This is a genomic window from Acidovorax sp. sif0632 (assembly GCF_019218805.1).
Taxonomy (GTDB): domain Bacteria; phylum Pseudomonadota; class Gammaproteobacteria; order Burkholderiales; family Burkholderiaceae_C; genus Acidovorax; species Acidovorax facilis.
On sequence record NZ_JAHUWW010000009.1, the window covers coordinates 129,429 to 153,943 of the forward strand.

Genomic DNA, 24,515 nt, shown 5'->3' on the forward strand with positions numbered 1-24,515 from the left:
GGTTGGGGCTAGACGCGATTCAAGTCGAAACCGGCTTTCTGGCCCGTGCCATAGACCTTGAGCGCGCCTTTGTCGCCCACGGCGTTCGGGCGGTTGAAGATCCAGTTCTGCCAGGCGGTCAGGCGGCCGAAGATGCGGGTGTTCATGTTCTCCTTGCTGGCAAAGCGCAGATTGGCCTCCAGCCCGGTGAGCGAGTCGGGCGACATCGCCGCGCGTTCTTCGATGGCGATGCGGATCTCGTCGTCCCAGTCGATGTCATCCGGGGCGGAGGTGACCAGGCCCAGCGCAAGCGCGGCATCGGCGTCCAGTGGCTTGCCGGCGGCCGAGCGGGCTGCCTCCATGGGCGTGGCTTCTTCGTAAAAGCGGCGTTGCAGGCGGCTTTGGTCGTTCACCATCGGCAGCAGGCCGAAGTTGAATTCGTTGAGCGTGAGCTTGGGGGCACGCTCGGCGTCGTCAGGCAAGGCCAGCATGTAAGTGCGGTCGGCCGCAAACGCCAGTTCTGCCAAGGAGCCTGCAAAGGCCGAGCCGGATTCGACCAGCGCAAACAGGCTGCGCGACGACACATCCAGCCGCGCAAAGGTGCGGCGCAGTGCGCCAATGGTTTCGCGCACGAGCCAGTGGTCCTGGTGCGCGATCAGCGTGGCATCGCTGGCCAGCACGGCTTGGGCATCACCTTCGGTCTTGAGCAGCCAGGTGCCGATATCGAGCTCGTTGGTGCGCAGGTTCAGGATGGCGTCGTCCAGCTGGCGCGCCAGGGCCAGCGGCCACCAGGCGGCGCCTGCGGCTTCGATGCCAGCGATGTCCGTGGGTTGCGCGCCAGTGGGGGCCTTCAGCGTGAGCGTGGCGGTGCGGCGGGTGCGGTCGATGTCCACGCTGACGTGTGCGTAGCGCAGGCTGTCGGCGCTTTCTTCGCGCTCCACGCGGGTCAGGGCCACGCCCTGCGCGCTGGTGGGGCGGGGGCTGCCTTCGGCCAGGCGTGCGGCGGTTTCATCGACGGCGGCGGCAAATTGCGCGGGCTTGGCGATGCGATCCACCAGGCGCCAGTCCACCGCGCGTTGGCCGCGCACACCTTCCACGCTGGTGCAGAAGATGTCGGCCAGGTCGTGGCGCACATGGCGCTTGTCGGTCACGCGGGTCAGGCCGCCAGTGCCGGGCAGCACGCCGAGCAGCGGCACTTCAGGCAGCGACACGGCCGACGAGCGGTCGTCCACCAGCACGATCTCGTCGCAGGCCAGGGCCAGCTCGTAGCCACCGCCCGCGCATGCGCCATTCACGGCGGCGACGAACTTCAGGCCCGAGTGTTTGGACGAATCCTCGATGCCGTTGCGCGTCTCGTTCGTGAACTTGCAGAAGTTCACCTTCCAGGCGTGGCTGGAGACACCCAGCATGAAGATGTTGGCGCCCGAGCAAAAGATGCGGTCCTTGGCGCTGGTGACGATGACGGTGCGCACCGTAGGGTGCTCGAAGCGGATGCGGTTGAGTGCGTCGTGCAGCTCAATGTCCACACCCAGGTCATAGCTGTTGAGCTTGAGCTTGTAGCCGGGGCGGATGCCACCGTCTTCGGCGATGTCGAGCGACAGGCGCGCCACCGGGCCGTCTACGGCCAGCGTCCAGTGGCGGTATTGGGTCGGATCGGTGCGGTAGTCCACGCGGGTGGGGGCGGGTGTGGTCATGGGGTCTCCATCCATCTGCTGATAGGAACAATAGTGCATTAAATGCGTCGCTGATGTGCATCATTATGCATATAAGCAGGCAAGTCAATGCATGTCGCTGTTTTCTGCGGATTTTTCTGAAACCACGCGGCGGCAGCCCCAGAGAGCTTCGAGGCTGTGGGCTGGTGGTGGGGAGGAGGTCAGCCTGGCCGGGCGGTCATCAGCTTGCGCACTCCGGTGCGCAGTTGCTGCAGGCTGTCTTCCAGGCTGCTCCCGGAGGTGTCGATGGTGAGGTCGGCTTTGGAATAGAAGGCCGCGCGCCCTTCCAAGATGCGGCGCAGGTCGTCCATGGCCTCCTTGCTGGCGGCCATGGGGCGCATATCGCCCTGGGCCAGCACGCGGCCCATGTGTTCCTCGGGTGCGGCGCGCAGCCACACGGTGGTGCAGTGCGCGAGCAGCTCGTTGAAGGTGGCGGGGTCCGAGACGATGCCACCGGGCGTGGCGATAACCACTTCGCTGTGGATCTGCACGGTTTCTTCGAGGGCGCGGCGTTCGTAGCGGCGGTAGGCCGTGGTGCCGTACAGGTCGTGGATCTCCCGCACGCTGCAGCCCGCCAGGGTTTCGATCTCGCGGCTCAGCTCAATAAAGGGCACGTCCAGGTCGCGCGCCAGCAGGGGGCCCAGGGTGGATTTGCCCGCGCCCCGCAAGCCAATGAGTGCGATGCGCCTGTGGCGTGCCGTGTCGCTGCCACCGCCGCTCAACAGTTCGTTCAGCGCCAGCCGCGCACGGCGCAGCTCGGGCTCGCTGCGGTGCTCCAGCAGCTCCCGGATCAGCAGCCATTCCGGCGAGCGTGTGGTGAAGTCGCCCACCAGCTCGGCCAGCGAGCAGTGCAGGGCGCCTGCCACTTGCTGAAGCACCAGGATGGACGCGTTGCCGGTGCCGTATTCGAGGTTGGCCAGGTGCCGCTCGGACACGTCGGCCGCCACCGCCACGGCCTTGCGCGTGAGGCCGCGCTGTGCGCGCAGGTTGCGCACGCGCTCGCCCAGCGCGACCAGCAGGGGGTTCTTGGCCTCTTCCGCAGCCCCCGGCATGTTGTCGGCAGGCGTGGAGAGCGCGGTTTCTGCGTCTTCTTGTTCGGTCATGCCCATCTTTCTTGGAACAGGTTCTTACAGCCCATTGGCGGGTATTGGTGGGTAGTGGCAGGTCGAGCGCGCTCTGGGGTGCCTCACCACGGCGCATTTCCACCCCTTCGGTGAAAACAATTTATGCACTATAGTGCTTGACATTCAGCCATGCATTACCTATCGTTCATGTGCAAGCAAAATACTGCACATCTGAAAAATCCACAAGGATACAGATCAAAAAGGTGTGCGGGCCCCATTTTCCTAGCCCCCGAGAAGCCATGCCCCACAAAGCCGCATTTCATCAAGCCCTGGTGGATCTGACCGCGCAGATCGCCGGGCGACCTCTGGATTCCGAACTGCAGGACTGGCTCAACCAGACCCATGGGCCTGACAGCGCTGCCTATGCAGGGCTCAAAGCGGCCTGCCTGGTGGGCGTGGAAGAGGGGTGGCTGTGCGACCGCGAAGGTGGCGGCATCCGCTACGGCCGCGTTTTCAAGGCTGACGATGCGCTGCACCGCTTTTCCGTCGATGTGGTGGACATGCAGAACATTGCGGGCCCTCACCACAGCCACCCTCTGGGGGAAATCGATTTGATCCTGCCGCTCACGGCCGGTGCCACCTTCGACGGGCTCCCCGCTGGGTGGTGCGTCTATCCACCGGCCAGCGCCCACCGCCCCACGGTGGCCCAGGGGCGTGCGCTGGTGCTCTATCTGCTGCCGGAAGGGCAGATCCTGTTCACGCGTTAAAGCGGTCCCTCCTTTCTGGCGCTTCTCGCCATACCGATCCCTTTTTTTGAAAGACCTGCATGACTGAACTTCTGGCCAACTTTGCCGCTGGCCGCTGGCAAACCGGAAACGGCCCGGGCACCGTGCTCAGCGATCCGGTGCTGGGCCATGCGCTGGTGCGCGTCGATTGCACGGGGCTGGATCTGCCGGAAGCCTTTGCCTTTGCACGGGATCGCGGCGGCGCCGCCTTGCGCGCCATGACCTACCGTGAGCGGGCCGCGCTACTGGCGGCGGTGGTGAAGGTACTGCAGGCACACCGTGAGAGTTACTACGACATTGCAACCGCCAACTCTGGCACGGTGAAGAACGATTCGGCGGTGGACATCGACGGCGGCATCTTCACCCTGGGCCAGTACGCGCGGTGGGGCGATGCGCTGGGTGATGTGCGGGCGCTGCGCGATGGCGACGCGGTCAAGCTGGGCAAGGAGCCGGTCTTTTTATCGCAGCACCTGCAGGTGCCCACGCGGGGTGTGGCGCTGTTCATCAATGCCTTCAACTTTCCGGCCTGGGGGCTGTGGGAGAAGGCGGCGCCTGCGCTGCTGTCTGGCGTCCCGGTGATCGTCAAGCCCGCCACCGCCACGGCCTGGCTCACGCAGCGCATGGTCAAGGATGTGATCGATGCGGGCGTACTGCCTGCGGGGGCGCTGTCGGTCATCGCGGGCAGCTCTGCGGGTTTGATGGACCAGCTGCAGCCTTTCGATGTGGTCTCCTTCACGGGCTCGGCGGAAACTGCGGGCGTCATCCGGTCGCACCCGGCCGTGGCGCACCGCTCGGTGCGGGCCAATATCGAGGCCGACAGCCTGAACTCTGCCCTCCTGCTGCCCGATGCCACCGTGGGCAGCGATGCCTTCAACCTGCTGGTGCGTGAGGTGGTGCGCGAGATGACGGTCAAGTCCGGGCAGAAGTGCACGGCGATCCGCCGCATTTTGGTGCCCGCTGCGGTATACGACGCTGCGGCCGAGGCCATCGGTGCCAAGCTCGCAGGCATCAGCGTGGGCAACCCGCGCAACGAGAGCGTGCGCATGGGTTCCCTGGTCAGCGCCGCGCAATTGCACGCGGTGCGCGAAGGTCTGGCCGCTTTGAGCGCCCACACCGACCTGCTGCACGATGGCCGCGCACGCCCGCTGGTGGATGCCGACCCTGCCGTAGCGGCCTGCATGGGGCCGGTGCTGCTGGGTGCGCGCGATGCCGATGCGGCATCTGCGGTGCATGACATGGAAGTATTCGGCCCTGTCGCCACGTTACTGCCCTACCGTGACCTGGACCATGCCCTGGCGCTGGCGCACAGGGGCCAAGGATCGCTGGTGACCTCGCTGTTTGGTGCTGACGAGGCAGCCCTGGCCGCTGCGGCCGTGCAGCTGGCCGCGAGCCACGGGCGTGTGCATGTCGTCACACCCGATGTGGCGCAGGCTCACACAGGGCACGGCAATGTGATGCCCATGTCGCAGCACGGGGGGCCGGGGCGCGCGGGTGGTGGTGCAGAGCTGGGCGGCTTGCGTGCGCTCGACTTTTACCACCAGCGCAGTGCGGTGCAAGCCAGCCCAGGTGTGTTGGCATCGCTCGGTCTATGAGGCCTGCCAAGGCCTGTGAATTGCCCAGAACAATACGGAGACATCCCCATGACCAGCCTGCCAGAGCGATTCAATTTCGCCGAACATCTGTTCGACCTGAACCGGGCGCATGCCGAGCGCACGGCCTACATCGACGACCGGGGGCGCCTGAGCTATGGCGATCTGGAAGACCGCGCCCGGCGGCTGGCCAGCGTGCTGGCTGAGGCGGGGGTGCGGCGCGAAGAGCGGGTGCTGCTGCTGATGCACGACACCAGCGACTGGCCCGTGTGCTTTCTGGGCTGCCTGTATGCAGGGGTGGTGCCGGTGGCGGTCAACACCCTGCTGACCGCAGACGACTATGCCTACATGCTGGCGCACAGCCGGGCGCAGGCTGCTCTGGTTTCGGGGGCCTTGCTGCCTGTATTGTCCGAGGCCATGGCGCGCGGTCCTCATGAAGTGGGCACGCTGCTGGTATCGCTGCCGGTGGGCAAGCTGCATGCGGGCGCCCGCGATCTGGAGGCGGCGTTGAACAGTGCGTCTCCGTTGGCCGCACCAGCGCCTACCGGCGCGGACGACCCGGGCTTCTGGCTTTATTCGTCGGGCTCTACGGGCAAGCCCAAGGGCACGGTGCACACCCACGGCAACCTGTGGTGGACGGCCGAGCTGTATGGCAAGCCGGTGCTCGGCCTCACCCAGCAGGACGTCTGTTTCTCAGCCGCAAAGCTGTACTTCGCCTACGGCCTGGGCAATGCGCTCACCTTCCCGCTGTCCGTGGGCGCCACTGTGGTGCTGATGGCCGAGCGGCCCACGCCCGATGCCACCTTCAAGCGCTGGGTGGACCACCAGCCCACGGTGTTTTTTGGCGCGCCTACAGGCTTCGCGGGCATGCTCGCATCACCCCGGTTGCCAGCGCGTGCGGCGGTGGCGTTGCGCATGTGCTCCTCGGCAGGCGAGGCGCTGCCCGCAGAGATCGCGCAGCGCTTCAAGGCGCACTTTGGCTGCGACATCATCGATGGCATTGGCTCCACCGAGATGCTGCACATCTTTTTGTCCAACCGCCCGGGCGACATCCGTTATGGCACCACCGGCAAGCCCGTGCCGGGCTACGAGGTGGAACTGCGTGGCGAGGACGGCCAGAGCGTGCCCGACGGCGAGGTGGGCGACCTCTACATCCGGGGCCCCAGCGCTGCTTTGATGTACTGGAACAACCGCGAGAAGACGCGCGACACCTTCCAGGGCGGGTGGACCAAAAGCGGCGACAAGTATGTGCGCGACGCGGACGGCTATTACACCTACGCAGGCCGCAGCGACGACATGCTCAAGGTCAGCGGCATCTACGTCTCGCCGTTCGAGGTGGAGGCCACGCTGATGCAGCACACCGCCGTGCTGGAGGCCGCCGTGATCGGCAAGCAGGACGCAGACGGCCTTACCAAGACGAAGGCGTTTGTGGTGCTCAAGGATGGCAAGGCCGCGACGCATGACGAGCTCAAAGCCTTCGTGAAGGAGAAACTCGCGCCCTACAAGTACCCGCGTTTCATCGAGTTCGTACCGGAGCTGCCCAAGACCGCCACGGGCAAGATCCAGCGTTTCAGGCTGCGCGAGCTGGAGTCCCGGGCGTGAACGGGGGCATCAGCGGCGGTACCAGCAGTGCCTGCGAATTCGTCACGATCGACTGGCGCGGTCGGCCGGTGCAGGTGGAACACCAGTGGATCGCGCCCGAGCGCCGTTCCGCACCTTTGGTGGTGTTCTTGCACGAAGGGCTGGGTTCGGTGGCGATGTGGAAGGACTTCCCGCAGCAGCTTTGCGAGGCGGGAGGCTTTCGGGGTCTGGTGTTCTCGCGGCCGGGGTATGGGCGCTCCACACCACGAGCGCCCGACGAAGCCTGGGGTGTGGACTTCATGCACCGGCAGGCGCGGGAGGTATTGCCTGCTTTTTTGGAGGCTGTGGGCGTTAACGAGCCGCCTTGGTTTTTTGGCCACAGTGATGGCGCATCCATTGCCTTGCTGTATGCATCGATGTTCCCGCAGCGGGTCAGCGGTCTGGTGGTGTTGGCGCCCCACCTCTTTGTGGAGGATGTGACCATCCAGAACATCGAGCAGGCGCGGGATGCCTACGAGACCACCGACCTGCCCCGGAAGCTGGGCCGTTACCACGACGACCCGGACTCCGCTTTCTGGGGCTGGAACCGCATCTGGCTCGACCCGACATTTCGCGCGTGGAACATCGAAAAAGAGCTGGGCACCGTGTGTGTGCCCGTACTGGCCGTGCAGGGGCTCAATGACGAGTACGGCACGCTGGCCCAGATCCACGGCATTGCCGCCCGTGTGCCCGGAACGCAGCTGCTGGAACTGTCCGATTGCGCGCATTCACCCCACCGCGATCGTTCCGACGATGTGATCGCTGCGACCTTGGCGTTCGTGATGGCAGCAGGCCGAAATCCGTGAACACCCGATAGGCCTGCACCTGCGCCCATCGAACGCCGCGCCGGCCCTTACTCAACTCTGCGGCGCAGTTCTTCCAGGTTCACCACAGTGATACCGCCGTACTCGATCTGCAGCACACCCTCGGCCTCCAGGCGCTTGAGTGCAGCGTTGCAGCGCTGGCGCGAGACACCGGACAGATTGGCGATTTCCTCCTGCGATACCTGCAGGTGAGGGTCGCTGCCAGGGTGCAGCCAGGGGTGGAAAAGGCCTGCCAGCGCTCGCGCCACCTGGCTGTCCGTGTCCAGCAGGTGGTGGGCCGTGAAATTGCCCAGAAACCAGTGCATGCGCTCGTTGATCTGGCGCAGCAGAAAGTGGTCAAAACTGCGCTGGGTGGCGTGCAGCCATTCAAAGGTGTCCACGGGTAAAAGCGCAACCCGGCTGGGGCGCAGCGCAATGATGTCCGCCGTACGCGGCACGCCACGCAGCAGGGTTCCTTCACCAAACCAGCTGCCTGCAGAAAGACCGCCGAGGGTCACCGAGCGCCCGTTGTCCGAGGTCACCGTCCACTTGAGCAGTCCTTCAACGGCACCATACCAGTGCAGGGGAACGTCGCCGCGCCGGCACAGGGCGCTGCCTTGGGCCACTTCGACTTCACGCAGGTCGTCCAGGACGCGTCGCTGCGCGCTCTCGTCCAGCAAGGGAAACCAGGCTGAGTTTTTCAGGAGATCGGCGACCGTCGGCGGCGCCAGTTTGACCAGCATGGTGTGAGGCTCCAGAGTGAAGGAGAAAGGCGTCCTCGTATACCCTGAGTCCAAATGTCATCGCGATGACTGAGTATGCAGACGCTAAAAAAAATAATGGGTGCATTACCATTTTCCACCAGTCCATGTCATGACAAAGCGCAAAGTCATCGTCACCATCGCTCCCACCGGTGGCATGGCCCACAAGTCGCAGAACCCGCACCTGCCCACCCAGCCCGGTGAAATTGCCGACGATGTGCAGCGGTGCTGGAACGCAGGGGCCAGCGTGGTGGCCATCCATGCGCGGCGCCCGGATGACGGCGCCACTTGCAACGCAGATATCTACCGCGACATCAACACCCGCATCCGGGCCAAAGGCTGCGACATCGTCATCAACAACTCTACCGGCGGTGGTGTGCATGGCGACATGGTGCGGCCGCTGTCCGGTGACCGCTGGGAGATCGCCTGGGAAGAGCGCATCAAGGGCATGGATGCGGGGGCCGAGATGTGCACCCTGGATGCCACCACGCTCAATCTGAGCTTTGACGGCCGCGAGATCCTCATGGACACCCCGCTCAGCAAAGGGCGCGAACTGGCACTGGGCATGAAGGCACGCGGCATCAAGCCCGAGTGGGAGGTGTTCAGCCCCACACACATCCTGCAGGATGCCACCACCTTGATCGATGAGGGGCACGACGAGGGCCCGCATTTCATCAACCTCGTGATGAACGTGCACCGCAGCTTCCAGAACGCCATGCCGTATTCGCCGCGCTACCTGCAGATGATGGTGGACACCCTGCCGCGCAACAGCATCTTTTGCGTGAGTGGCATCGGCCCCTCGCAGCTCGAAGCCAATGTGGCGGCGCTGCTGCTGGGTGGGCATGCCCGCGTGGGGCTGGAGGACAACCTGTATTTCCGCCAGGGCGAACTGGCCACCAATGTGCAGCTGACGGAGCGCATCGTGCGCATCATTCGGGAGCTGGACATGGAGTCCGCTTCGCCGGCAGAGGCCCGCGCCCTCATGGGTCTGCCCCGCGCAGGCGGCGTTCGCCCCGCCTTTGCAATCGATTGAGTTGTTGCGATTTCACCCACCAAGAAAGAGGAGACAGATGATGCAGACACGCCGCCAATTCATGAACCACCTGGGCTATGCAACCGCGCTGGGGACACTGACTCCCTGGAGCGCGATGGCCCAGACGCTGGAGCAGGTGAAGATTTTCTACGGCTTCCCGGCGGGCAGCGCGGGTGACAGCGTGGCGCGCCGGGTGGGTGAGAAGCTGGCGGGTTCGTCGTATACCCGCAATGCCGCCGTGGTGGAGAACAAGCCTGGTGCAGGCGGGCGCATTGCGCTCGAGGCGCTCAAGGGCGCCCCCACTGATGGCAGCGTGCTCACGCTGTCGCCGTTTTCCTGCACGTCCATCTATCCGCACATCTACAGCAAACTCAGTTACGACCCCACGAAAGACTTCGTGGCGGTGTCCATCGCCGCCGTTATGCACCATGGGCTGGCCGTGGGGCCGCTGGTGCCAGCCTCGGTGAAGAACGTGAAGGACTTCCTGGCCTGGGCCAAGGCGAACCCGGGGCAGGCCAACTACGGCTCGCCAGCGGCGGGCTCTACCCCCCATTTCATCGGTGCGCTGCTGGGGCTGAACAACGGTGTGGACCTCAAGCATGTGCCCTACCGGGGCTCCATTCCCGGTGTGACCGATGTGGTGGGTGGGCAGATTGCCTCCATGGTGACGCCCAGCGGCGACTTCATTCCCAACCACAAGGCGGGCAAGCTGCGGTTGATCGCCACCTCTGGCCAGGCGCGTTCGCCGTTTTCGCCCGAGGTGCCCACCTTTGCGGAGCAGGGCTTCCCCGAGCTGACGACCGAGGAGTGGTTTGGCTTTTACGCACCCGCCAAGACACCGGCCAGCGTGGTTGCAGCCGCCAACGCTGCCATCAACATGGCGATCAAGGAAAAGTCGGTGATCGACAGCCTGGCTGTGGTGGGCCTGATTGCCAAGGGCTCCACCGCCGCAGAGATGGCCGCATCGCAACAGGCGGAGGCAGATCGATGGGGGCCTCTGGTCAAGAAGATCGGCTTCACGGCCGAGTCCTGAAGGGCACGGACATGGATGCTTCCGTGAACCGGGTGGCGGTGGTTGCCACTGGCGTCATTGGTGCAAGCTGGGCTGCGTACTTTCTCGCCCGGGGGCTGAACGTGGATGCCACCGATCCTTCTCCGGGGGCCGAGCAGCGCCTGCACGATGCCGTGGCACAGCACTGGCCGGTGCTCCAACGGCAAGGGCTTGCGCCGGGCGCCAGCACGGCAAGGCTGCACTTTCATGCTCAGCTGGAGGACGCCGTGGGGCAGGCGGACTTCGTGCAGGAAAACGGGCCGGAGCGGCTGGACTTCAAGGTGGATCTGCTGCGCCGCATAGACGAAGCCGCCCCGTCGCATGCCATCCTGGCTTCCAGCTCTTCAGGGCTGTCTGTTACGGCCATGCAGGCCCAGTGCAAACACCCGGAGCGCGTGGTGCTGGGCCATCCGTTCAACCCCCCGCACATGATCCCGCTGGTGGAGGTGGGCGGAGGCGAAAAGACATCGGCCCAGGCGATCACTACCGCGATGGATTTCTACACCGCCATCGGTAAGCGCCCCATCCATGTTCGGCGCGAAATCAAGGGGCACATTGCCAACCGCCTGCAGGCGGCGCTGTGGCGGGAGGCGTTTCATCTGGTCCACGAGGGGGTTGCCAGTGTGAGCGACATCGACACCGCCATTGCCCATGGCCCGGGGCTGCGCTGGGCGCTGATGGGGCCTTTCATGAACTTGCACCTCTCCGGCGGCGAAGGTGGAATCGCCCATTTGCTCGCGCACCTCGGCGGCCCCATCGAAGACTGGTGGCAGGACCTGGGGGCTCCGCAGATGACGCCAGCGCTGCAAAGCCGTGTCGCTGACGGCGTTACGCAGGCGCTTGGAGGGAGAACCAGTGCGGAGCTGGTGGCTGCACGCGACGCCTTGCTGGTAGACCTTCTGCGTGCCAAGCAAGATGCCCGCGTCCTAGACTGAGAGCGGCCAACAGAACCCTGCTGGCGTTGTTGCCGCGTCTTGCCGTACTACCCGTACTGCCTGCGACGCAGCGCCCGGCCAGAACCGCTTCGCTGGGTTTTGTTCGCCGGTCTGAATCCGCTATTGCACCGTGCGGTCCTGCCGCATGGGTTTATTCGACGGGTTCAACCAAGCGCTTCCAGCAGTGGTGCTGCGCACCGCCGCGCCGCTGGTTAGCGCTGTGTTGCCCATTTTTGTTGCTGCCCCAAGAACACGAGAGACCACCCACACCATGCACCCCGAATTTCTTGGCGATGAAAACCAAATCGCACCGCCCGCCACGGTGTTGGTCCATCAGGACGACGGCTCGTTCGTATTGCGTTCCCCCGTGGCGCTGGGCGCGTATGCGCGCTGCATCGGTGAATGGGTGGAGCAGTGGGCGCGCGAGACACCCCACGCGCTGGCCTTGGCGGAGCGTGACGAGACGGCCGAGCACTGGCGCATACTGACCTATGGCGAATTGCGCCAGGCTGTGGGCGCCGTTGCGCAGTCATTGCTGGACCTGAAGCTGCCGGCGGGCCGCCCTATCGCCATTCTTTCCGACAACGCGGTAGACCACGCGGTGCTCATGCTGGCGGCGATGCATGTGGGCATCACGCCCTGTTCCTTGTCGAGCGCCTATGCACGATCCCGAGACCCGGGCCGCCTGCACAGCATGCTTGCGGTGCTGGAGCCTTCGCTGGTTTATGCATCGGACGCCTCGGTCTACGCGCCCGCCCTGGCGGGGTACGCGTCCGATGCCGTCAAGGTCTTCAGCCGCCATGCCGAGGCCGTGCCTGGCGCCTTGCCTTTTGCTCAACTGCTGGCGGGCCTAGAAAGCCCGGCCGTGTCGCAGGCGTTTGAGGCCATCCAGCCCGACGACCCTGCCAAGTACCTGCTGACGTCGGGCTCCACGGGCCATCCCAAGGTGGTCATCAACACCCACCGCATGCTGTGCGCCAACCAGCAGATGATGGCCCAGACCTGGCGGTTCCTGGCCCACGAAAAGCCTGTGCTGGTGGACTGGCTGCCGTGGAGCCACACCTTTGGCGGCAACCACAACCTCAACATGGTGCTGTGCCATGGGGGCGCGCTCTACATCGATGAAGGGCGGCCCGTGCCAGGGCTTATCGAGAAGACGGTGCGCAACCTGCGCGATGTGAAGCCGACGATGCTCTTCAATGTTCCGCGTGGTTTCGACATGCTGTTGCCGTTTCTGGAGGCAGACGCCGCGCTGGCCGCTGAAATCCTCTCGCGCATGCGCCTGGCGTTCTATGCCGCGGCAGCGCTGGCCCCTTCCACCTGGCAGCGGCTGGAGGCCGTGGCAGTACGCGTGCGGCCCGCGTCGCCGCTGTGGCTGACCACGTCCTGGGGCTCCACGGAGACATCGCCCGCAGTGACCAGCGCCCACTGGCGCATGGAGGGCGCTGGCTGTATCGGTGCGCCGTTGCCCGGGCTTGAACTCAAGCTGGTGCCCAACGGCAGCAAGCTCGAAATGCGGGTCAAGGGTGTATCGGTGTTTCCGGGCTACCGCAATGCACCCTCCGAGACGGCCGCCGCGTTTGACAGCGATGGCTTCTACCGCATCGGTGACGCGGGCTACCTGGTGGACCCCGCGCGGCCGGAGTGTGGCGTGGTCTTCAACGGCCGGGTGGCCGAGGATTTCAAGCTCTCCAGCGGGAGCTGGGTGTCGGTGGGCACGCTGCGGGTGGAACTGGTGTCCGAGTTGGCCCCCCTGGTGCAGGACCTCGTGCTTACGGGCCACAACCGGGACGAAGTGGGCATGCTGGTGTTTCCCTCTGCCGCCGGTGCAGCGGACCGCGCGCGGCTGGACGACGCCCTGCGCGGTGCCATGCAGGCCCGCCGCACTGCTGGCGCGGGTTCATCGCAGTGCCCCGCGCGTGCACTGGTGATGGCGGCGCCGCCCGACCCCGATGCTGGAGAAATCACCGACAAGGGCTACATCAACCAGGGCGCTGTGCTCTCGCGCCGTGCTGCACAGGTCGAGCTGCTGCATGCCAGCCCTGCTGCCCCCAACGTGATCTCAATCTGACGGGGTGCCGTGGCAGCGCCTTCTGCGGTTTTTCGAATCCACCCGTAAAAAAGGACCCGCTGCCTTGGGCAACGGGTCCTTTTCTTGCGGAGAAGGAATGATGGGGCATCACCCCGTCACGCCCTTCGCAACGGCTGAGATCAGACCGTGGCGTCCTTGAGCTTCTTCAGCGCGCGGGTCTTGATCTTCACGGCTGCAGGCTTGGCGGGGAACCAGCGCTCTTCACCGGTGAAGGGGTCTTTGCCGAAGCGCTTCTTCTTGGCGGGGATTTGCTGCAGGCCGATTTTCATGAGGCCGGGCAGCGTGAATTCGCCGGAGCCCTTCTTGTGCACCGAACCCAGGATGGTGGCTTCGAGTGCGGCCAGCACGGCCTTGGTGGCCTTGGGTTCCACACCAGCCTGCTCGGCCAGGTGGGCGATCAGCGTGGTCTTGTTGAAGGCAGTCTTGATCGGCTTGATGCCTGCAGCAACAGGCTTGGCCACTGGTGCGGCGGCCTTCTTCGCTGCGGGGGCTGCAGCCTTCTTGGCGGCAGGTGCCGCCTTCTTTGCAGCAGCAGGTGCTGCCGCCTTGACGGCCTTCTTCGCGGGCGCTGGAGTCTTTTTTGCAGTTGCCATGATGGTGATTCTTCTTTGTTCAGAGTTGCAATATGCCTCCCCCCAATGAAGGGAAGGTGCGCAATTTTAGGTGCGACTGCGGCATACCGTGCAAAAACGAAGACCCGCCAGCATTAGAGGCTTCTGAGAAGGGCTGTAGAAAGACGCTGCGTGTGAGGGGCCGTGCGCAGTTGGCGTCTGCTGAAGGCCGTGTGTGCTGCGTGCGATCACGCGCTCGCATACATGCATGCACGCATGTGTCCGTCTTGCTGCTGCGTCAGCGGTGCGCAGGGGTCTCGTGGCGTTGGCGCCACTGGTGGTAGCGCTGGCGCTGCAGCGCCAGCAACTCCACCAGACCCCAGGCCAGCGCACAACCGAGGGTGCCGCACAGCAGGGCGATGCGGTGCACCTCAGTCCTGCGCTGCGGCTGCGTCTTCATAGTGGGTCCATCCGTCGGGGCTGGGCAAATCGAAGCTGGGCCAGCCCGGGGCATCAAAGAGTTCATCCAGCAGCCGCTGCAGTCCGAGCAATCTCCAGAGCATGATCGTGTGCCTCTTCGAAGGGTTGTGTCTGCGGGCAAGTTAACGCGCTTGTGTGACAGTTCCGAGTCGTTTCGCCGAATTCACACAGATGCGTCATGGCGCTGTTGGCGCGTGCGGGCCGGGGCTATGCTTGCTGCCTATCGCCTTGCTGCACGGCCCCACGCCGCCATCGCCATCCACCATGAACACGCTGCCCGAGTTGCTGGCGCTCGAAAAAATCATCGAGCTGGGGGCACCCCATCTGCAGGTGCAGGTGGTTCGGCAGGTGCAGCTGGCGTCGGGCCACAGCTTTCCGATCCATGCCATCGGCGTGGGCAACCCGTCGCTGGACGTGCCTGCCATCGGCTTTTTCGGAGGCGTGCATGGGCTGGAGCGCATCGGCGCCGAGGTGGTCATCGCCTACTTGCAGAACGTGGTCATGCGGCTGCAGTGGGACACCACGCTGCACCGCCAGCTGGAGCAGATGCGCCTGGTTTTCATGCCCGTGGTCAACCCGGGTGGCATGTGGGCCGCCACACGCGCCAATCCGCGCGGGGTGGACCTCATGCGCAATGCACCGGTCGATGCCACGGACCGCGTGCCGCCCTGGATCGGCGGGCAACGCATCAGCGCGGGGCTGCCTTGGTACCGGGGGCGCGCGGGCGATGCCATGGAGGCCGAAAGCCAGGCGCTGTGCGAGGTGGTGGCCCAGGAGTTGCTGGCGCGGCCGTTCAGCATGGCCATCGACTGCCATTCGGGGTTTGGCGTGCGTGACCGCCTGTGGTTTCCGTTTGCCCACACGCGCAAGCCCATTGCGCACCTGGCCGAGTTGCATGCGCTGCAGGAGATCTTTCTGCAGGCCCACAGCCACCACCAGTACGTCATCGAGCCGCAAAGCGCCCAGTACCTGGCGCACGGCGACCTTTGGGACCACCTGTACCTGCAGGTCTGCCGCGAGGCGCCCACACACACCTTCCTGCCGCTCACGCTGGAGATGGGGTCGTGGCTGTGGATCAAGAAGAACCCGCGCCAGCTGTTTTCGCGCAACGGCATCTTCAACCCGCTCATCAACCACCGCCAGCAGCGGGTGCTGCGGCGCCATCTGTCACTGCTCGATTTTCTGGCCCGCGCGGCCTGTAGCCACGAGCGCTGGGTGCCAGCCCCCGAAGCGCGGGCGCAGCGCAGGGCGGATGCCCTGGCCGCGTGGTACTGAAGAGGTGTTCCCCATGCACCATCCATGGATTCTGCTCAGAGGCCTCACGCGCGAGGCCGCGCACTGGGGCTCGTTTGTCGAAGCGTTCGAGCACGCCCTGCCGGGTGCCCGCGTTGTGGTGCAAGACTTGCCTGGCAATGGCCTGCTGCACCGGGCCGTGTCGCCCGCCACGGTGCGGGGCATGGTGGACGCCTGCCGTGCCCAGCTGGCCGCGCAAGGTGTGCGGCCACCTTTTCGGGTGCTGGCCATGTCGCTGGGCGCCATGGTGGCGACCGAGTGGGCGCGGGTGGCGCCTGAGGAACTGGTGGGCTGTGTGTTGATCAACACCAGTCTGCGGCCCTTCAGCCCCTTCTCCCAACGGCTTCGGCCAGCCAGATATCTGCAGGTGCTGCGCTGCGTCGCGCCCTGGAGCAGCCCGCTCACCATTGAAAAGACCGTGCTGCGAATGACCAGCAACCTTGCCCACGCCAAGGGGGCGGTGGTAGACGATTGGGTGGCCCTGCGCAGGCAGCGACCGGTGTCGGCATCCAACGCCCTGCGCCAGTTGGTGGCTGCAGCGCGCTACACGGCGCCTGTTGCAACGCCCCTGGTGCCGGTCTCAGACAGCCCCCGCATCCTGCTGTTGGCCAGCCAGAACGACAGGCTGGTGTCTTGCCAGTGTTCGCAGACCATCGCACGGGCGTGGGGGGTGCCGCTGCGCATGCATCCGTCGGCTGGACATGACCTTCCGCTGGATGACGCGCAGTGGGTTATTGGGCAGGTGCGGTCCTGGATGGAGGGCTCGCCGTGAGGTGGCGCAAACCCCGCGCTGGCGTTCACTCCCCCAGACCGGCAAGCCCGCCCTGGGCCACCAGTTCGCGGTACCACTCCTCGTAGCCAGCGCTGCTGGGGTGCAGGCCGTCGGCGGCGTTCAGTGCCTTGCTACGGGCCACGAACGGGTCTTCATGGCGTGGCTTGAGCAGGCGCACATAGCGCGCCTGGCGCGTGGCTGCGACGTCTTTGACGATGGCGTGCAGGTCCTCAGATCGGTGCGACATCACCCACGAAACCGGGGGGATGAAAAACGGCGCATGCCCCACGTTGCCACATGGCATCAGCACCACGTGCTGGCCCTTTTGTTGTGCAAGGGTTACCACCTGCTCGATCTGGGGGCGCAGGGTATCCAGCGCTGTCAACCGGATCACGTCGTTGCCACCCGCGAGTACCAGCACCAGGTCGTAGCCCGCAGACGCCCGATCCAGCTGGGCGGCCACGTCGGCGTAGCGTGCACCGTTGGCGGCCAGGTTATCGATGTGCCACTTCGGGTGGTCCTGGCCAATGCGCCCGGGCAGGCTGTCGAGCGGGGCATTGGCCCCCGTGCCCACGGCCGTGCTGTCGCCCACCACCAGAACCCGCCGCACGGGTTGATCCGGTTGCGCAGTGTAGGGCTGGGCCTCGCGGGCCAGGTCTGCAGCAGTCCAAATGCGCCAGGGCGCGCAGGCGGTGAGCAAGAGTGCGCCTGTGGCAATGGCCACCAGGGCCACCATGCGGCGCGAGGATGCGGGGCGGGTACGGACGGCGTGTTTCATGGGCTGGAGCAAGAGTAGGACCTTGCTGCAGCCTACCGACAGGCAGGGGCCGGATGCGTCGGTGGCGGGCAACGGAGCGAGTAGGACGGGCGCGCCGCTACGGTCGGCTACTGCTTGAAAACCACAGCTTCCAGCGCCATCGCCCGGATCGACGCGGCCGCGGCCTCTGCCTTCGCCCGGCTTTCATAGGGCCCCACGCGCACGCGGATGCGGCGGCCCTTGGCGTTGTTCAGCTCCTGGCGAAAGGCGGGTAGCCCTTCGTTGAGCAGGCGGGCCTGGGCCTTGCGGGCGTTGGCTTCGTCGGCAAACAGCCCCACGTTGATGTAGTAGCCCGCCGCCGTGCCCACGGTGGGGAGAGGGGCTGAGGATGCTGGCGCAGCGGCCGAAGCGGAGGCTTTGGGCGTTTTGGCCTTGGCTGCCGAGGCCGCGCGGCTGGCGGGCTCGGCGGGGGGCGTTGTCTTTGCAGAGGGCTTGGGGGCAGCCGTGGCGGGCGCTGAAGAGGGCGTTTTGGACACCGTGGAGGCTGCAGAGGCCGCAGCCGGAGCGGGGCGGGTGGCCTCCGAGGATCGCGCTGGCGTGCTGGCTGGTGCTGCGGCCTTTGGCGCTGGGTTTGCCGTGGCCGCAGGCTTGACGGTGGGCGGGGCCGCTGCCGGTTTCGCTGGGTCAGGAGCCGAGGCGGTGGTGGCGGGAAGGGCGGGGGTAGGGGGCTCTTGTGCAGGAACCGGAACAGGTACGGGTGCTGGTGCTGGTGCTGGTGCTGGTGCTGGTGCTGGTGCTGGTGCTGGTGCCGCCGTAATGGCAGCGGCTGGTGCAGAAGCCGCTGCGCTGGGCCGGGAAGCCGCCGCCGTGGCTTGCGCCACCGTTACGGCGGGCTCCAGGGCCAGCGGCTTGGTGTCCGAAGGGGCCCATACCAGGTATGCCAGCGCGGCTGCGGCCACCAGCACCAGGTTGGCCAGCACCAGTGCCTGCAGCCGCTTGCGTGAGCTGGCCTGCTTCTCCAGCAGCACACAGGCCTCGGGCAGCGTGCGTGAGGCCGCCAGCGCGCGGGCCACCCGCTTGCGGATGTCGGCATACAGGATGGCGTTGCCATACAGGCCCGGCACCGCAAAGGCCAGCATTGCAAAAGCGCCCAGCACGCCCAGTTCCACGCCCGGCGGCCATTGCAGGAAGGTCCGGCCGATGCCATACACGATGAGCGCCAGCCCTTCGGCCGCTGCCAGGTAGACCAGCGCGGGGGTCCACAACTGCCTGAACAGCATCCAGTTGAGCGTGGCAAGGCAGGCCGCCCAGTTCCAGGTGGTGGTCGTGCGGCCAGTGTTGTCAAAGCGCTCGAAAACGGCCATGTAGTAGGCCGTGTTCACGGGTCCCAGTGCCAGCCGGGACAGCGCCGTCATGGCGTTGTCGGACGGTGAGTCGAGCGACATGGCCGGGATGATGGAGGCGACAGGGTCCGTGTGGTCGAGCATGGGCCGATTCTGTCATGGGCCGATGTTTGCGCCACCTGGTTTGCGCGCGGGTCAGCGCGGGCGCAACGCTCTGGCCTGATTGCGTTTGGTCCACGCGGGCCTCGCCACTGGATTTTGATTAAAAATGGCCTCTGGCGCTTATCTGTTAAGCGCTGGTAGCTATTAATAATATAGCGTTTGCCGCAGTGGCTGTGGCGTGTCAGGCACCGCGCACCATCGCCATGATCTTCCCCGCGTCCAGCGTGGCGGCCTTTTGCTGGATCTGCGGTAGGTACTGCGACTGCATCTGCTTGGCGGGGCCCAGCAGGTTCTGGAAGGTATCGCGCAGCATGGCCGTGCTCATGACCCGGCCCCCGGCGTAGTAGCGCTTGGCCACCTGCCCCAGCGCGTAGGTGGTGGCAAACGAAAACGCCATGCCGGTGGCGGCGCTGCCCAGTCCGCCGATGGTCCGACCCGCCGCCTTGCCCAGCAGGCCGCCCAGCAGCTTGCGGCCAAACTGCTCCAGGTACTGGGACGTCATGCCCACGCCCGCAGCGGCGATGAACTCCTTGATGTGGCCCTGGTCCAGCTCTACGCCATGGGCCTTGCCAATGCCGTACACCATCTTCACCTGCATGGGGATGATGGCCATTGACGCCCAGGACTGCGGCAGCAGCTCCAGCGCACCGTTGAGCAGCGCGTAGTTGAGGATGGATTTGTCCAGCTCGGCATCCAAAGCACTGCTGGGGGCTGCGGCGGCGGCTGCCACTGGGATCGCGATGGGCGCGGACACAGGCACGGATAAAGGCACGGCCTTTTCGGCCACATCCACGATCGCATCGGCTTCCCGGTCAAACGCGTCGGTCTGCGGTGCGCCCAGCTGCAGCGCCGCCTTCAGGCCGTTCAGAAACTCGCGTTCTGCCGCCGTCTGGCGACCATCCACGTCGCACACACACACGGCCATTTCGTAGGCCAGCTGGCGGTGCATGGGGTCGCTTAGGGCCTGCACCGCCGCCTGCACGCTGGTGCGCCGGAGCAGCACTTCCTGGTAGATGCGTGGAAGGTCCGCCACGCCTGCGTCGCCCGCGAGCGACTGGGCGATGCGGCGGATCTCTTCGCGCTCGGCGTCGTCCTTGTTGCCGTCCGCAAACGCGGCCAGGAGGGCGATGGTGAGAATGGATTTTTGCTGGTCCAGGTTCATGGGGTGTTGCCTGCAAGGCGTTGGGTAAAAACGGTGGTGCGCTCGCCTGGGTGGGCTGGCCGCGCGCATGGGATCAGATGCAGTCTAGGCAACGGAGTTTCAACGCCACAGCCTGTGGGGATTTGGGCGCGCGTGGTAACTGGGTGTTTCGGGGGCGGGCCGGGTTATCCCTTGGGTATTTTGGCGACTGTGCGCCAGCGCCCGGCGTGCCTACAGTGCCTGCAGTGCCAACAGGTCTCCACGGCTGTGGAGGCGGCTGACCCTGAAAAATCCCCTTGTTGTGGAGTGCACACTATGAACATCGCCCACCTGCTGCGCCGCAGTGCTTTGCTGCATGCCCACCAGCCCGCTGTACTCCAGGGGAGTGACGTGCTGTGGTCCTACGGCGACCTGGGCGCACGCGCTGCCGCCTTGGCCGCCTATCTGCACACGCAATGCGGCGTGGCCCCCGGTGACCGAGTGGCCATCTACGCCGCCAATGCGCCCGAGTACTTGGAGGCCCTGCACGCCATCGTGTGGGCCGGGGCCGTGTCGGTGCCGGTCAACTACAAGCTGCATGCCAAAGAACTGGCCTACGTGCTGGCCGACTCCGGCGCGCGTGTGGTGCTGGCATCGCAGGCGTTGGCACCGGCCGCGCGCGAGGCCGGGGCGGCGGATGCCGGTCTGCTGGTGTTCGGCTCCGAAGCGTACCGCGCCGCCGTCACGCACGCGCCCATGGACGTTTGCGATCGCGCACCCGAGGATGTCGCCTCACTGTTCTACACCTCCGGCACCACTGGCCGCCCGAAGGGGGTGATGCAGACCCACCGCAATCTGCTGGCCATGACGGCCTGCTACTTCACCGACGTGGACGATGTGCTGCCCGGCGATGCCATGGTCTACGCCGCGCCCATGTCGCACGGAGCGGGCCTCTACAACTACGCCCAGGTGTTGCGCGGCGGGCGGCATGTGGTGCCGCTGTCGGGTGGCTTCGAGCCTGCGGAACTGGTGCAGCTTGCGGCCAGCGTGGGCCAGCTCACGTTGTTTGCGGCGCCCACCATGGTGCACCGCCTGGTGGACCATGTGCGCGCCACGGGTGCCGACGTGAGCGGCTTCAAGACCATCGTCTACGGTGGCGGTCCCATGTATGCCGACGACCTGCGCAACGCGCTGGCCGTGATCGGCAACCGCTTCGTGCAGATCTACGGCCAGGGCGAAAGCCCCATGACGATCACGGCCCTGTCGCGCGCCCAGCTGGCCGACCGCAACCACCCGCGCTGGGCCGAGCGCATGGTATCGGTCGGCGTGGCGCAGTCGCTGGTGGAGGTGCGTGTGGTCGATGCTGCAGGCCAGCCGATGCCCACAGGCGAGACCGGGGAGATGGTGGTGCGCGGCGACACCGTCATGCCCGGCTACTGGAACAACCCCGAAGCCACGGCGCAGACGCTGCGCGATGGCTGGCTCTACACCGGCGACATGGGCGCGCTGGATGCCGATGGTTTCCTCACCCTCAAGGACCGCTCCAAGGACGTGATCATCTCTGGCGGCTCCAACATCTACCCGCGCGAGGTGGAGGAGGTGCTTCTGCTGCACCCCCAGGTGCGCGAGGTGGCCGTGGTGGGGCAGCTCGATGCGGAATGGGGCGAGGTGCCTGTGGCCTTTGTGGTGGCGGAGGAGGGCGTGAGCCCGGATGCACTGGACGCGCTGTGCCTGGCCCATATAGCCCGTTTCAAGCGCCCTCGGCTGTACCGCTTTGTGCAGGCTTTGCCCAAGAACAGCTATGGCAAAGTGCCAAAGACAGCACTTCGAGAGATGCTCTCGGCGGATCGAACGGGTTAGCGCGGGTGTTCGGCGTCTTTGTCAGTTTGCGCAGCAGAGAACGCACGGGCGCTGCGTCAACGAAATTTTTCAGCGGTGCTAATCCGTGGCCAAGCTTCCCAGCACCATTCCGCCCCATTCCTGCAGCTGCTTTTGTTTCTCGTCATCCGTCAACTGGTTCGCATCCTGCTGCCGTTTCAATTGCTTCAGCAAGGGCAGCAAATCTGTCTGCTTTGACTGCACATGAGCTGGCTCTGCCGTGTTCTCGGTGATCTTGTTGTTTTCCACCTTGAGGACGTGCAGCGATTGCGAGGCGGCCTGCGTGATCAGTGCGCGCACAGGCTCATCCTTCTCGTAGCCTAGCTCTACCTGCGTGCTGCTGCTGTCTTCCACCTTTTCGTAGGAATAGTTCTGGGTTGCAGAGTCTGATGTCAACTTTGGTGCTGCTCTTGAGTGCAGCGATTGGTGATAGGCAGCAGAAAGCTTGGCGGACTGGGTCTGGGTGAAGCCGCGGTTGCTGGGGGATGAGCCGGAGATCTGAGTGGACTGTTTGAGTGTGTATTCGAAGGTGTCAACCTCTTTGGTGCGGCGCGGATTGGACGCACGGCGGGTTGCGGTAATCGATGCATCAAAGTCCGCCAGGCCGGTGAGCAGGCTCTTGTCGCCTTCACTGAAGGCGTTGGCGTCGCGCGTCAGATCGACCGGGTCGGCAATGCTGATACTGGCGCTGCCTGACCTGCCAGGGGAGTTTGCCGATTCATAGCTGCCGTTCAGGGCGGCGAAGCTGGACTTGAACAGGTCAACCAAGCCGCTGTCTGCATGCCCGCGCTCTGCTGCCTTGTCGATGCGGCTGAGGTACTGCCGCACGGCATAGGCCTTCTGGTCTGCGGTGCCCCATAGCGCGGGCTGCCGCACATCGGTCTTCATTTTTACGGTGCCTTCAGGGCTCTTGAGTTCAATCTCGCGGGTTTTGGCGTCTGCGCTGATGTTGGCACCGAGCTTCTGGATGCGGACGCCATCCTGGTCCACGCCATAGATATCGACCTTGAATTCCAGCTTGGTGAAGAGCTTGCTATCGAACTTCAGCAGACCGTCCAGCCGCAGCACAGGGGATTCAGCCGTCAGGCCCTCGATAGCTATATCGAAACCTTCTGCCAGGGATTGGAGTGCGTCCTTTTCCTGCTGCGTAAGGTTGCCATCCACCTCGATCTGCACCGCGATGCCAGAGCCTGTGGCGCGTTGCTCCCGCTGGTCGGCTATGGAGATCCGCACCGTGGCGCCAGATTGAGTGGTGATGGCAAATGTCGCACTGGCGCTGGGGCTGGATTGAATGCCCCACATAGCGCCAGTAGCCTTGCCTTGAATTTTGTCGGGCGAACTCACTGCACCGAGGTTCACCACAGTCTGACGGTAGCTCGAGCCGGTGCGGGCGGCCTGCTCTATCAGGGCGGACCCCAAACCGGCAAACCTTGCCTTTTCCGTCGTGGCGCTCGCGTTTCGGCCGATGATCTGATCCACAGCGGTCGTCGGTGTCTGCTCCCATACCTGCATTTGCCGGCTGCTGGTCTGCGATGGGGCGATTGCTTCGTAGGTGACGTCGATCGACTCCATCGCCAAGGGCCACTGGGTAACGTGCAGAAACCGGGTGTCACCCATCGTCGAAGGCACGGCTTCCGGGATGGCAGATGGAGTGAAGTTTGTGACGCTGTTGCGGGTCACGTCCGGCGATACGGCGCTCGCTATCGGCACGCGTGAAGAAGCCTGCGCAGAGGCCGTCACCGATGCTTGGGTGGAATTTCCTGACGGGCTCCAGCTTGTGGAAAGAGGGGAGAGGCTGATCGCACTCATTCAGGATATTTCATAGCTGTCTGACAGATATCGGCAGAAACGAGGAGGACTGAAGCCTGGCGTTCTGCGCTAGCGTGCAACGCCACACTAGAGAACACTGGGGCAGGAAGCGGGCGCTTCAGGGGCACAAAAGCGCCCTCCTGCGAAGGCCAATGCATTGGTCTACCATCCAGCTCTAATTTTTTTAGCTTGCCATGACTACCAAAACCCTCAAGATCGATTTCGTCTCCGATGTCTCCTGCCCCTGGTGCATCATCGGCCTCAAGGCGCTGGAGCAGGCGGCTGATCGCCTGAAGGGCGAAGTGGCCCTTGACATGCACTTTCAGCCTTTCGAGCTGAACCCGCAGATGGGCCCTGAGGGCCAGGACATCACTGAGCATCTGCAGGAAAAGTATGGCTCCACGCCCGAGCAGCTCGAACGCAACCGCGAGGCCATTGCCGCGCGTGGCGCGGACTTGGGGTTCACGTTTGGCAAAGGCAAACGCAGCCGCGTCTACAACACTTTTGACGCGCACCGCCTGCTGCACTGGGCCGAAGAGAAGGGCTTGCAGCCGCAGCTCAAGCATGCGCTGTTCAAAGCCTATTTCACCGATGGGCAAGACCCGAGCAACCACGAAGTGCTGGTGCGCGTGGCGGGTGAGGTCGGGCTGAATGTGGACGAGGCGCGTGAACTATTGGCGTCTGACCGTTTCGCTGAAGAGGTGCGCGAGCGTGAGCAGTTGTATTTGCAAAACGGCATCCACTCGGTGCCCGCCATCATCATCAATGAGCGCCACCTGATTCAAGGTGGTCAGCCAGTGGAGGTGTTTGAGCAGGCGCTGCGGCAGATTGCCAGCCAGGCTTGATGAATACTATTGTTTTGATAGCTGCTGACGCTTGATGGATAAGCGCTAGGGGCTGGTTTTATATAAAACAACACAAAGGGG

At 64.9% G+C, this 24,515-nt stretch carries 22 protein-coding genes; 12 read left to right on the forward strand and 10 right to left on the reverse strand.

The features are described from left to right. Positions 1 to 8 precede the first annotated feature (8 nt). Together boxC and KW832_RS23540 are read right to left on the reverse strand one after the other, a co-directional pair. A complete protein-coding gene (gene boxC / locus KW832_RS23535) occupies positions 9 to 1,673 on the reverse strand; it encodes a 2,3-epoxybenzoyl-CoA dihydrolase (RefSeq protein ID WP_218301673.1) in 1,665 nt (554 codons plus the stop codon). Positions 1,674 to 1,852: 179 nt separating this feature from the next. Then, entirely contained in the window at positions 1,853 to 2,794 is a 942-nt protein-coding gene (locus KW832_RS23540) for a helix-turn-helix transcriptional regulator (RefSeq protein WP_218301674.1), read from the reverse strand. Positions 2,795 to 3,054: 260 nt separating this feature from the next. On the opposite strand from KW832_RS23540, the gene KW832_RS23545 reads away from it, so the two are divergent. From KW832_RS23545 to KW832_RS23560, 4 genes are read left to right on the forward strand one after another with little or no spacing between them, the layout of a single operon-like run. Next, entirely contained in the window at positions 3,055 to 3,522 is a 468-nt protein-coding gene (locus KW832_RS23545) for a DUF4863 family protein (RefSeq protein ID WP_218301675.1), read from the forward strand. A gap of 59 nt (positions 3,523 to 3,581) precedes the next feature. Beyond that, positions 3,582 to 5,132 (forward strand): 3,4-dehydroadipyl-CoA semialdehyde dehydrogenase, encoded by a 1,551-nt coding sequence (locus tag KW832_RS23550; protein WP_218301676.1) that lies wholly within the window; start codon positions 3,582 to 3,584, stop codon positions 5,130 to 5,132. Positions 5,133 to 5,180: 48 nt separating this feature from the next. Then, the gene (locus KW832_RS23555; protein ID WP_218301677.1) at positions 5,181 to 6,731 is read left to right on the forward strand and encodes a benzoate-CoA ligase family protein; all 1,551 of its coding nucleotides are present in this window, start codon (positions 5,181 to 5,183) and stop codon (positions 6,729 to 6,731) included. Continuing rightward, positions 6,728 to 7,555: an alpha/beta fold hydrolase gene (locus KW832_RS23560; protein ID WP_218301678.1), complete on the forward strand. Its 828-nt coding sequence runs from the start codon at positions 6,728 to 6,730 to the stop codon at positions 7,553 to 7,555. Before KW832_RS23555 ends, KW832_RS23560 begins: the two co-directional genes overlap by 4 nt. Positions 7,556 to 7,602: 47 nt before the next feature. On the opposite strand, the gene KW832_RS23565 is transcribed toward KW832_RS23560, so the two are convergent. Then, a complete protein-coding gene (locus KW832_RS23565) occupies positions 7,603 to 8,295 on the reverse strand; it encodes a Crp/Fnr family transcriptional regulator (RefSeq protein WP_055393318.1) in 693 nt (230 codons plus the stop codon). Positions 8,296 to 8,425: 130 nt separating this feature from the next. Between KW832_RS23565 and KW832_RS23570 the strand changes: the two genes are divergently transcribed. From KW832_RS23570 to KW832_RS23585, 4 genes are all read left to right on the forward strand, one after another. Further along, on the forward strand, positions 8,426 to 9,346 hold the full coding sequence (locus KW832_RS23570; RefSeq protein WP_218301679.1) for a 3-keto-5-aminohexanoate cleavage protein: 921 nt from the start codon (positions 8,426 to 8,428) through the stop codon (positions 9,344 to 9,346). Between the two features lie 40 nt (positions 9,347 to 9,386). Next, complete coding sequence (locus KW832_RS23575) at positions 9,387 to 10,379, forward strand: Bug family tripartite tricarboxylate transporter substrate binding protein (RefSeq protein ID WP_218301680.1); 993 nt, start codon at positions 9,387 to 9,389, stop codon at positions 10,377 to 10,379. Positions 10,380 to 10,390: 11 nt separating this feature from the next. Beyond that, positions 10,391 to 11,332, forward strand: a complete 942-nt coding sequence (locus KW832_RS23580) for a 3-hydroxyacyl-CoA dehydrogenase NAD-binding domain-containing protein (protein WP_218301681.1) — start codon at positions 10,391 to 10,393, stop codon at positions 11,330 to 11,332. Positions 11,333 to 11,603: 271 nt separating this feature from the next. Beyond that, a complete protein-coding gene (locus tag KW832_RS23585) occupies positions 11,604 to 13,403 on the forward strand; it encodes a feruloyl-CoA synthase (protein WP_218301682.1) in 1,800 nt (599 codons plus the stop codon). A gap of 140 nt (positions 13,404 to 13,543) precedes the next feature. On the opposite strand, the gene KW832_RS23590 is transcribed toward KW832_RS23585, so the two are convergent. From KW832_RS23590 to KW832_RS25785, 3 genes are all read right to left on the reverse strand, one after another. Further along, a complete protein-coding gene (locus tag KW832_RS23590; protein ID WP_121421155.1) occupies positions 13,544 to 14,017 on the reverse strand; it encodes an HU family DNA-binding protein in 474 nt (157 codons plus the stop codon). 256 nt (positions 14,018 to 14,273) lie between these two features. Next, the gene (locus tag KW832_RS23595) at positions 14,274 to 14,435 is read right to left on the reverse strand and encodes a hypothetical protein (protein WP_176887027.1); all 162 of its coding nucleotides are present in this window, start codon (positions 14,433 to 14,435) and stop codon (positions 14,274 to 14,276) included. Further along, positions 14,407 to 14,538 carry a hypothetical protein gene (locus tag KW832_RS25785; protein WP_255354175.1) on the reverse strand — a complete coding sequence of 44 codons (132 nt, stop codon included), beginning with the start codon at positions 14,536 to 14,538 and terminating at the stop codon, positions 14,407 to 14,409. The genes KW832_RS23595 and KW832_RS25785 overlap by 29 nt, the downstream gene beginning before the upstream one ends. A gap of 181 nt (positions 14,539 to 14,719) precedes the next feature. Here KW832_RS25785 and KW832_RS23600 point away from each other — a divergent pair, with 181 nt between their 5' ends. Further along, complete coding sequence (locus tag KW832_RS23600; RefSeq protein WP_218301683.1) at positions 14,720 to 15,730, forward strand: M14 family zinc carboxypeptidase; 1,011 nt, start codon at positions 14,720 to 14,722, stop codon at positions 15,728 to 15,730. Positions 15,731 to 15,743: 13 nt separating this feature from the next. Further along, positions 15,744 to 16,520 (forward strand): alpha/beta fold hydrolase, encoded by a 777-nt coding sequence (locus tag KW832_RS23605; RefSeq protein WP_255577926.1) that lies wholly within the window; start codon positions 15,744 to 15,746, stop codon positions 16,518 to 16,520. Between the two features lie 25 nt (positions 16,521 to 16,545). Here the strand turns inward: KW832_RS23605 and KW832_RS23610 are convergent, their stop codons facing one another. The 3 genes from KW832_RS23610 to KW832_RS23620 form a co-directional block, all read right to left on the reverse strand. After that, the gene (locus tag KW832_RS23610; RefSeq protein ID WP_218301685.1) at positions 16,546 to 17,298 is read right to left on the reverse strand and encodes a GDSL-type esterase/lipase family protein; all 753 of its coding nucleotides are present in this window, start codon (positions 17,296 to 17,298) and stop codon (positions 16,546 to 16,548) included. Positions 17,299 to 17,405: 107 nt separating this feature from the next. Next, a complete protein-coding gene (locus KW832_RS23615) occupies positions 17,406 to 18,764 on the reverse strand; it encodes an SPOR domain-containing protein (RefSeq protein WP_218301686.1) in 1,359 nt (452 codons plus the stop codon). A 199-nt stretch (positions 18,765 to 18,963) separates the two neighbouring features. After that, positions 18,964 to 19,944 (reverse strand): YcjF family protein, encoded by a 981-nt coding sequence (locus tag KW832_RS23620; protein WP_218301687.1) that lies wholly within the window; start codon positions 19,942 to 19,944, stop codon positions 18,964 to 18,966. 294 nt (positions 19,945 to 20,238) lie between these two features. Between KW832_RS23620 and KW832_RS23625 the strand changes: the two genes are divergently transcribed. Next, positions 20,239 to 21,762 carry an AMP-binding protein gene (locus KW832_RS23625; RefSeq protein ID WP_218301688.1) on the forward strand — a complete coding sequence of 508 codons (1,524 nt, stop codon included), beginning with the start codon at positions 20,239 to 20,241 and terminating at the stop codon, positions 21,760 to 21,762. Positions 21,763 to 21,840: 78 nt separating this feature from the next. On the opposite strand, the gene KW832_RS23630 is transcribed toward KW832_RS23625, so the two are convergent. Then, complete coding sequence (locus KW832_RS23630) at positions 21,841 to 23,589, reverse strand: hypothetical protein (RefSeq protein ID WP_218301689.1); 1,749 nt, start codon at positions 23,587 to 23,589, stop codon at positions 21,841 to 21,843. Between the two features lie 194 nt (positions 23,590 to 23,783). On the opposite strand from KW832_RS23630, the gene KW832_RS23635 reads away from it, so the two are divergent. Continuing rightward, positions 23,784 to 24,434 carry a DsbA family oxidoreductase gene (locus KW832_RS23635; RefSeq protein WP_218301690.1) on the forward strand — a complete coding sequence of 217 codons (651 nt, stop codon included), beginning with the start codon at positions 23,784 to 23,786 and terminating at the stop codon, positions 24,432 to 24,434. The last annotated feature ends 81 nt before the right edge of the window (positions 24,435 to 24,515 follow it).

Excerpts from the sequence above, each read along its gene's own strand:
- KW832_RS23550 (WP_218301676.1), top strand. The coding sequence starts at position 3,582 with ATGACTGAACTTCTGGCCAACTTTGCCGCTGGCCGCTGGCAAACCGGA.
- KW832_RS23580 (WP_218301681.1), top strand. The coding sequence starts at position 10,391 with ATGGATGCTTCCGTGAACCGGGTGGCGGTGGTTGCCACTGGCGTCATT.
- KW832_RS23545 (WP_218301675.1), top strand. The coding sequence starts at position 3,055 with ATGCCCCACAAAGCCGCATTTCATCAAGCCCTGGTGGATCTGACCGCG.
- KW832_RS23600 (WP_218301683.1), top strand. The coding sequence starts at position 14,720 with ATGAACACGCTGCCCGAGTTGCTGGCGCTCGAAAAAATCATCGAGCTG.
- KW832_RS23590 (WP_121421155.1), bottom strand. The coding sequence starts at position 14,017 with ATGGCAACTGCAAAAAAGACTCCAGCGCCCGCGAAGAAGGCCGTCAAG.
- KW832_RS23570 (WP_218301679.1), top strand. The coding sequence starts at position 8,426 with ATGACAAAGCGCAAAGTCATCGTCACCATCGCTCCCACCGGTGGCATG.
- KW832_RS23635 (WP_218301690.1), top strand. The coding sequence starts at position 23,784 with ATGACTACCAAAACCCTCAAGATCGATTTCGTCTCCGATGTCTCCTGC.
- KW832_RS25785 (WP_255354175.1), bottom strand. The coding sequence starts at position 14,538 with ATGCTCTGGAGATTGCTCGGACTGCAGCGGCTGCTGGATGAACTCTTT.
- KW832_RS23565 (WP_055393318.1), bottom strand. The coding sequence starts at position 8,295 with ATGCTGGTCAAACTGGCGCCGCCGACGGTCGCCGATCTCCTGAAAAAC.
- boxC (WP_218301673.1), bottom strand. The coding sequence starts at position 1,673 with ATGACCACACCCGCCCCCACCCGCGTGGACTACCGCACCGATCCGACC.
- KW832_RS23555 (WP_218301677.1), top strand. The coding sequence starts at position 5,181 with ATGACCAGCCTGCCAGAGCGATTCAATTTCGCCGAACATCTGTTCGAC.
- KW832_RS23585 (WP_218301682.1), top strand. The coding sequence starts at position 11,604 with ATGCACCCCGAATTTCTTGGCGATGAAAACCAAATCGCACCGCCCGCC.
- KW832_RS23575 (WP_218301680.1), top strand. The coding sequence starts at position 9,387 with ATGCAGACACGCCGCCAATTCATGAACCACCTGGGCTATGCAACCGCG.
- KW832_RS23620 (WP_218301687.1), bottom strand. The coding sequence starts at position 19,944 with ATGAACCTGGACCAGCAAAAATCCATTCTCACCATCGCCCTCCTGGCC.
- KW832_RS23625 (WP_218301688.1), top strand. The coding sequence starts at position 20,239 with ATGAACATCGCCCACCTGCTGCGCCGCAGTGCTTTGCTGCATGCCCAC.
- KW832_RS23610 (WP_218301685.1), bottom strand. The coding sequence starts at position 17,298 with ATGAAACACGCCGTCCGTACCCGCCCCGCATCCTCGCGCCGCATGGTG.
- KW832_RS23615 (WP_218301686.1), bottom strand. The coding sequence starts at position 18,764 with ATGCTCGACCACACGGACCCTGTCGCCTCCATCATCCCGGCCATGTCG.
- KW832_RS23540 (WP_218301674.1), bottom strand. The coding sequence starts at position 2,794 with ATGACCGAACAAGAAGACGCAGAAACCGCGCTCTCCACGCCTGCCGAC.
- KW832_RS23630 (WP_218301689.1), bottom strand. The coding sequence starts at position 23,589 with ATGAGTGCGATCAGCCTCTCCCCTCTTTCCACAAGCTGGAGCCCGTCA.
- KW832_RS23595 (WP_176887027.1), bottom strand. The coding sequence starts at position 14,435 with ATGAAGACGCAGCCGCAGCGCAGGACTGAGGTGCACCGCATCGCCCTG.
- KW832_RS23605 (WP_255577926.1), top strand. The coding sequence starts at position 15,744 with ATGCACCATCCATGGATTCTGCTCAGAGGCCTCACGCGCGAGGCCGCG.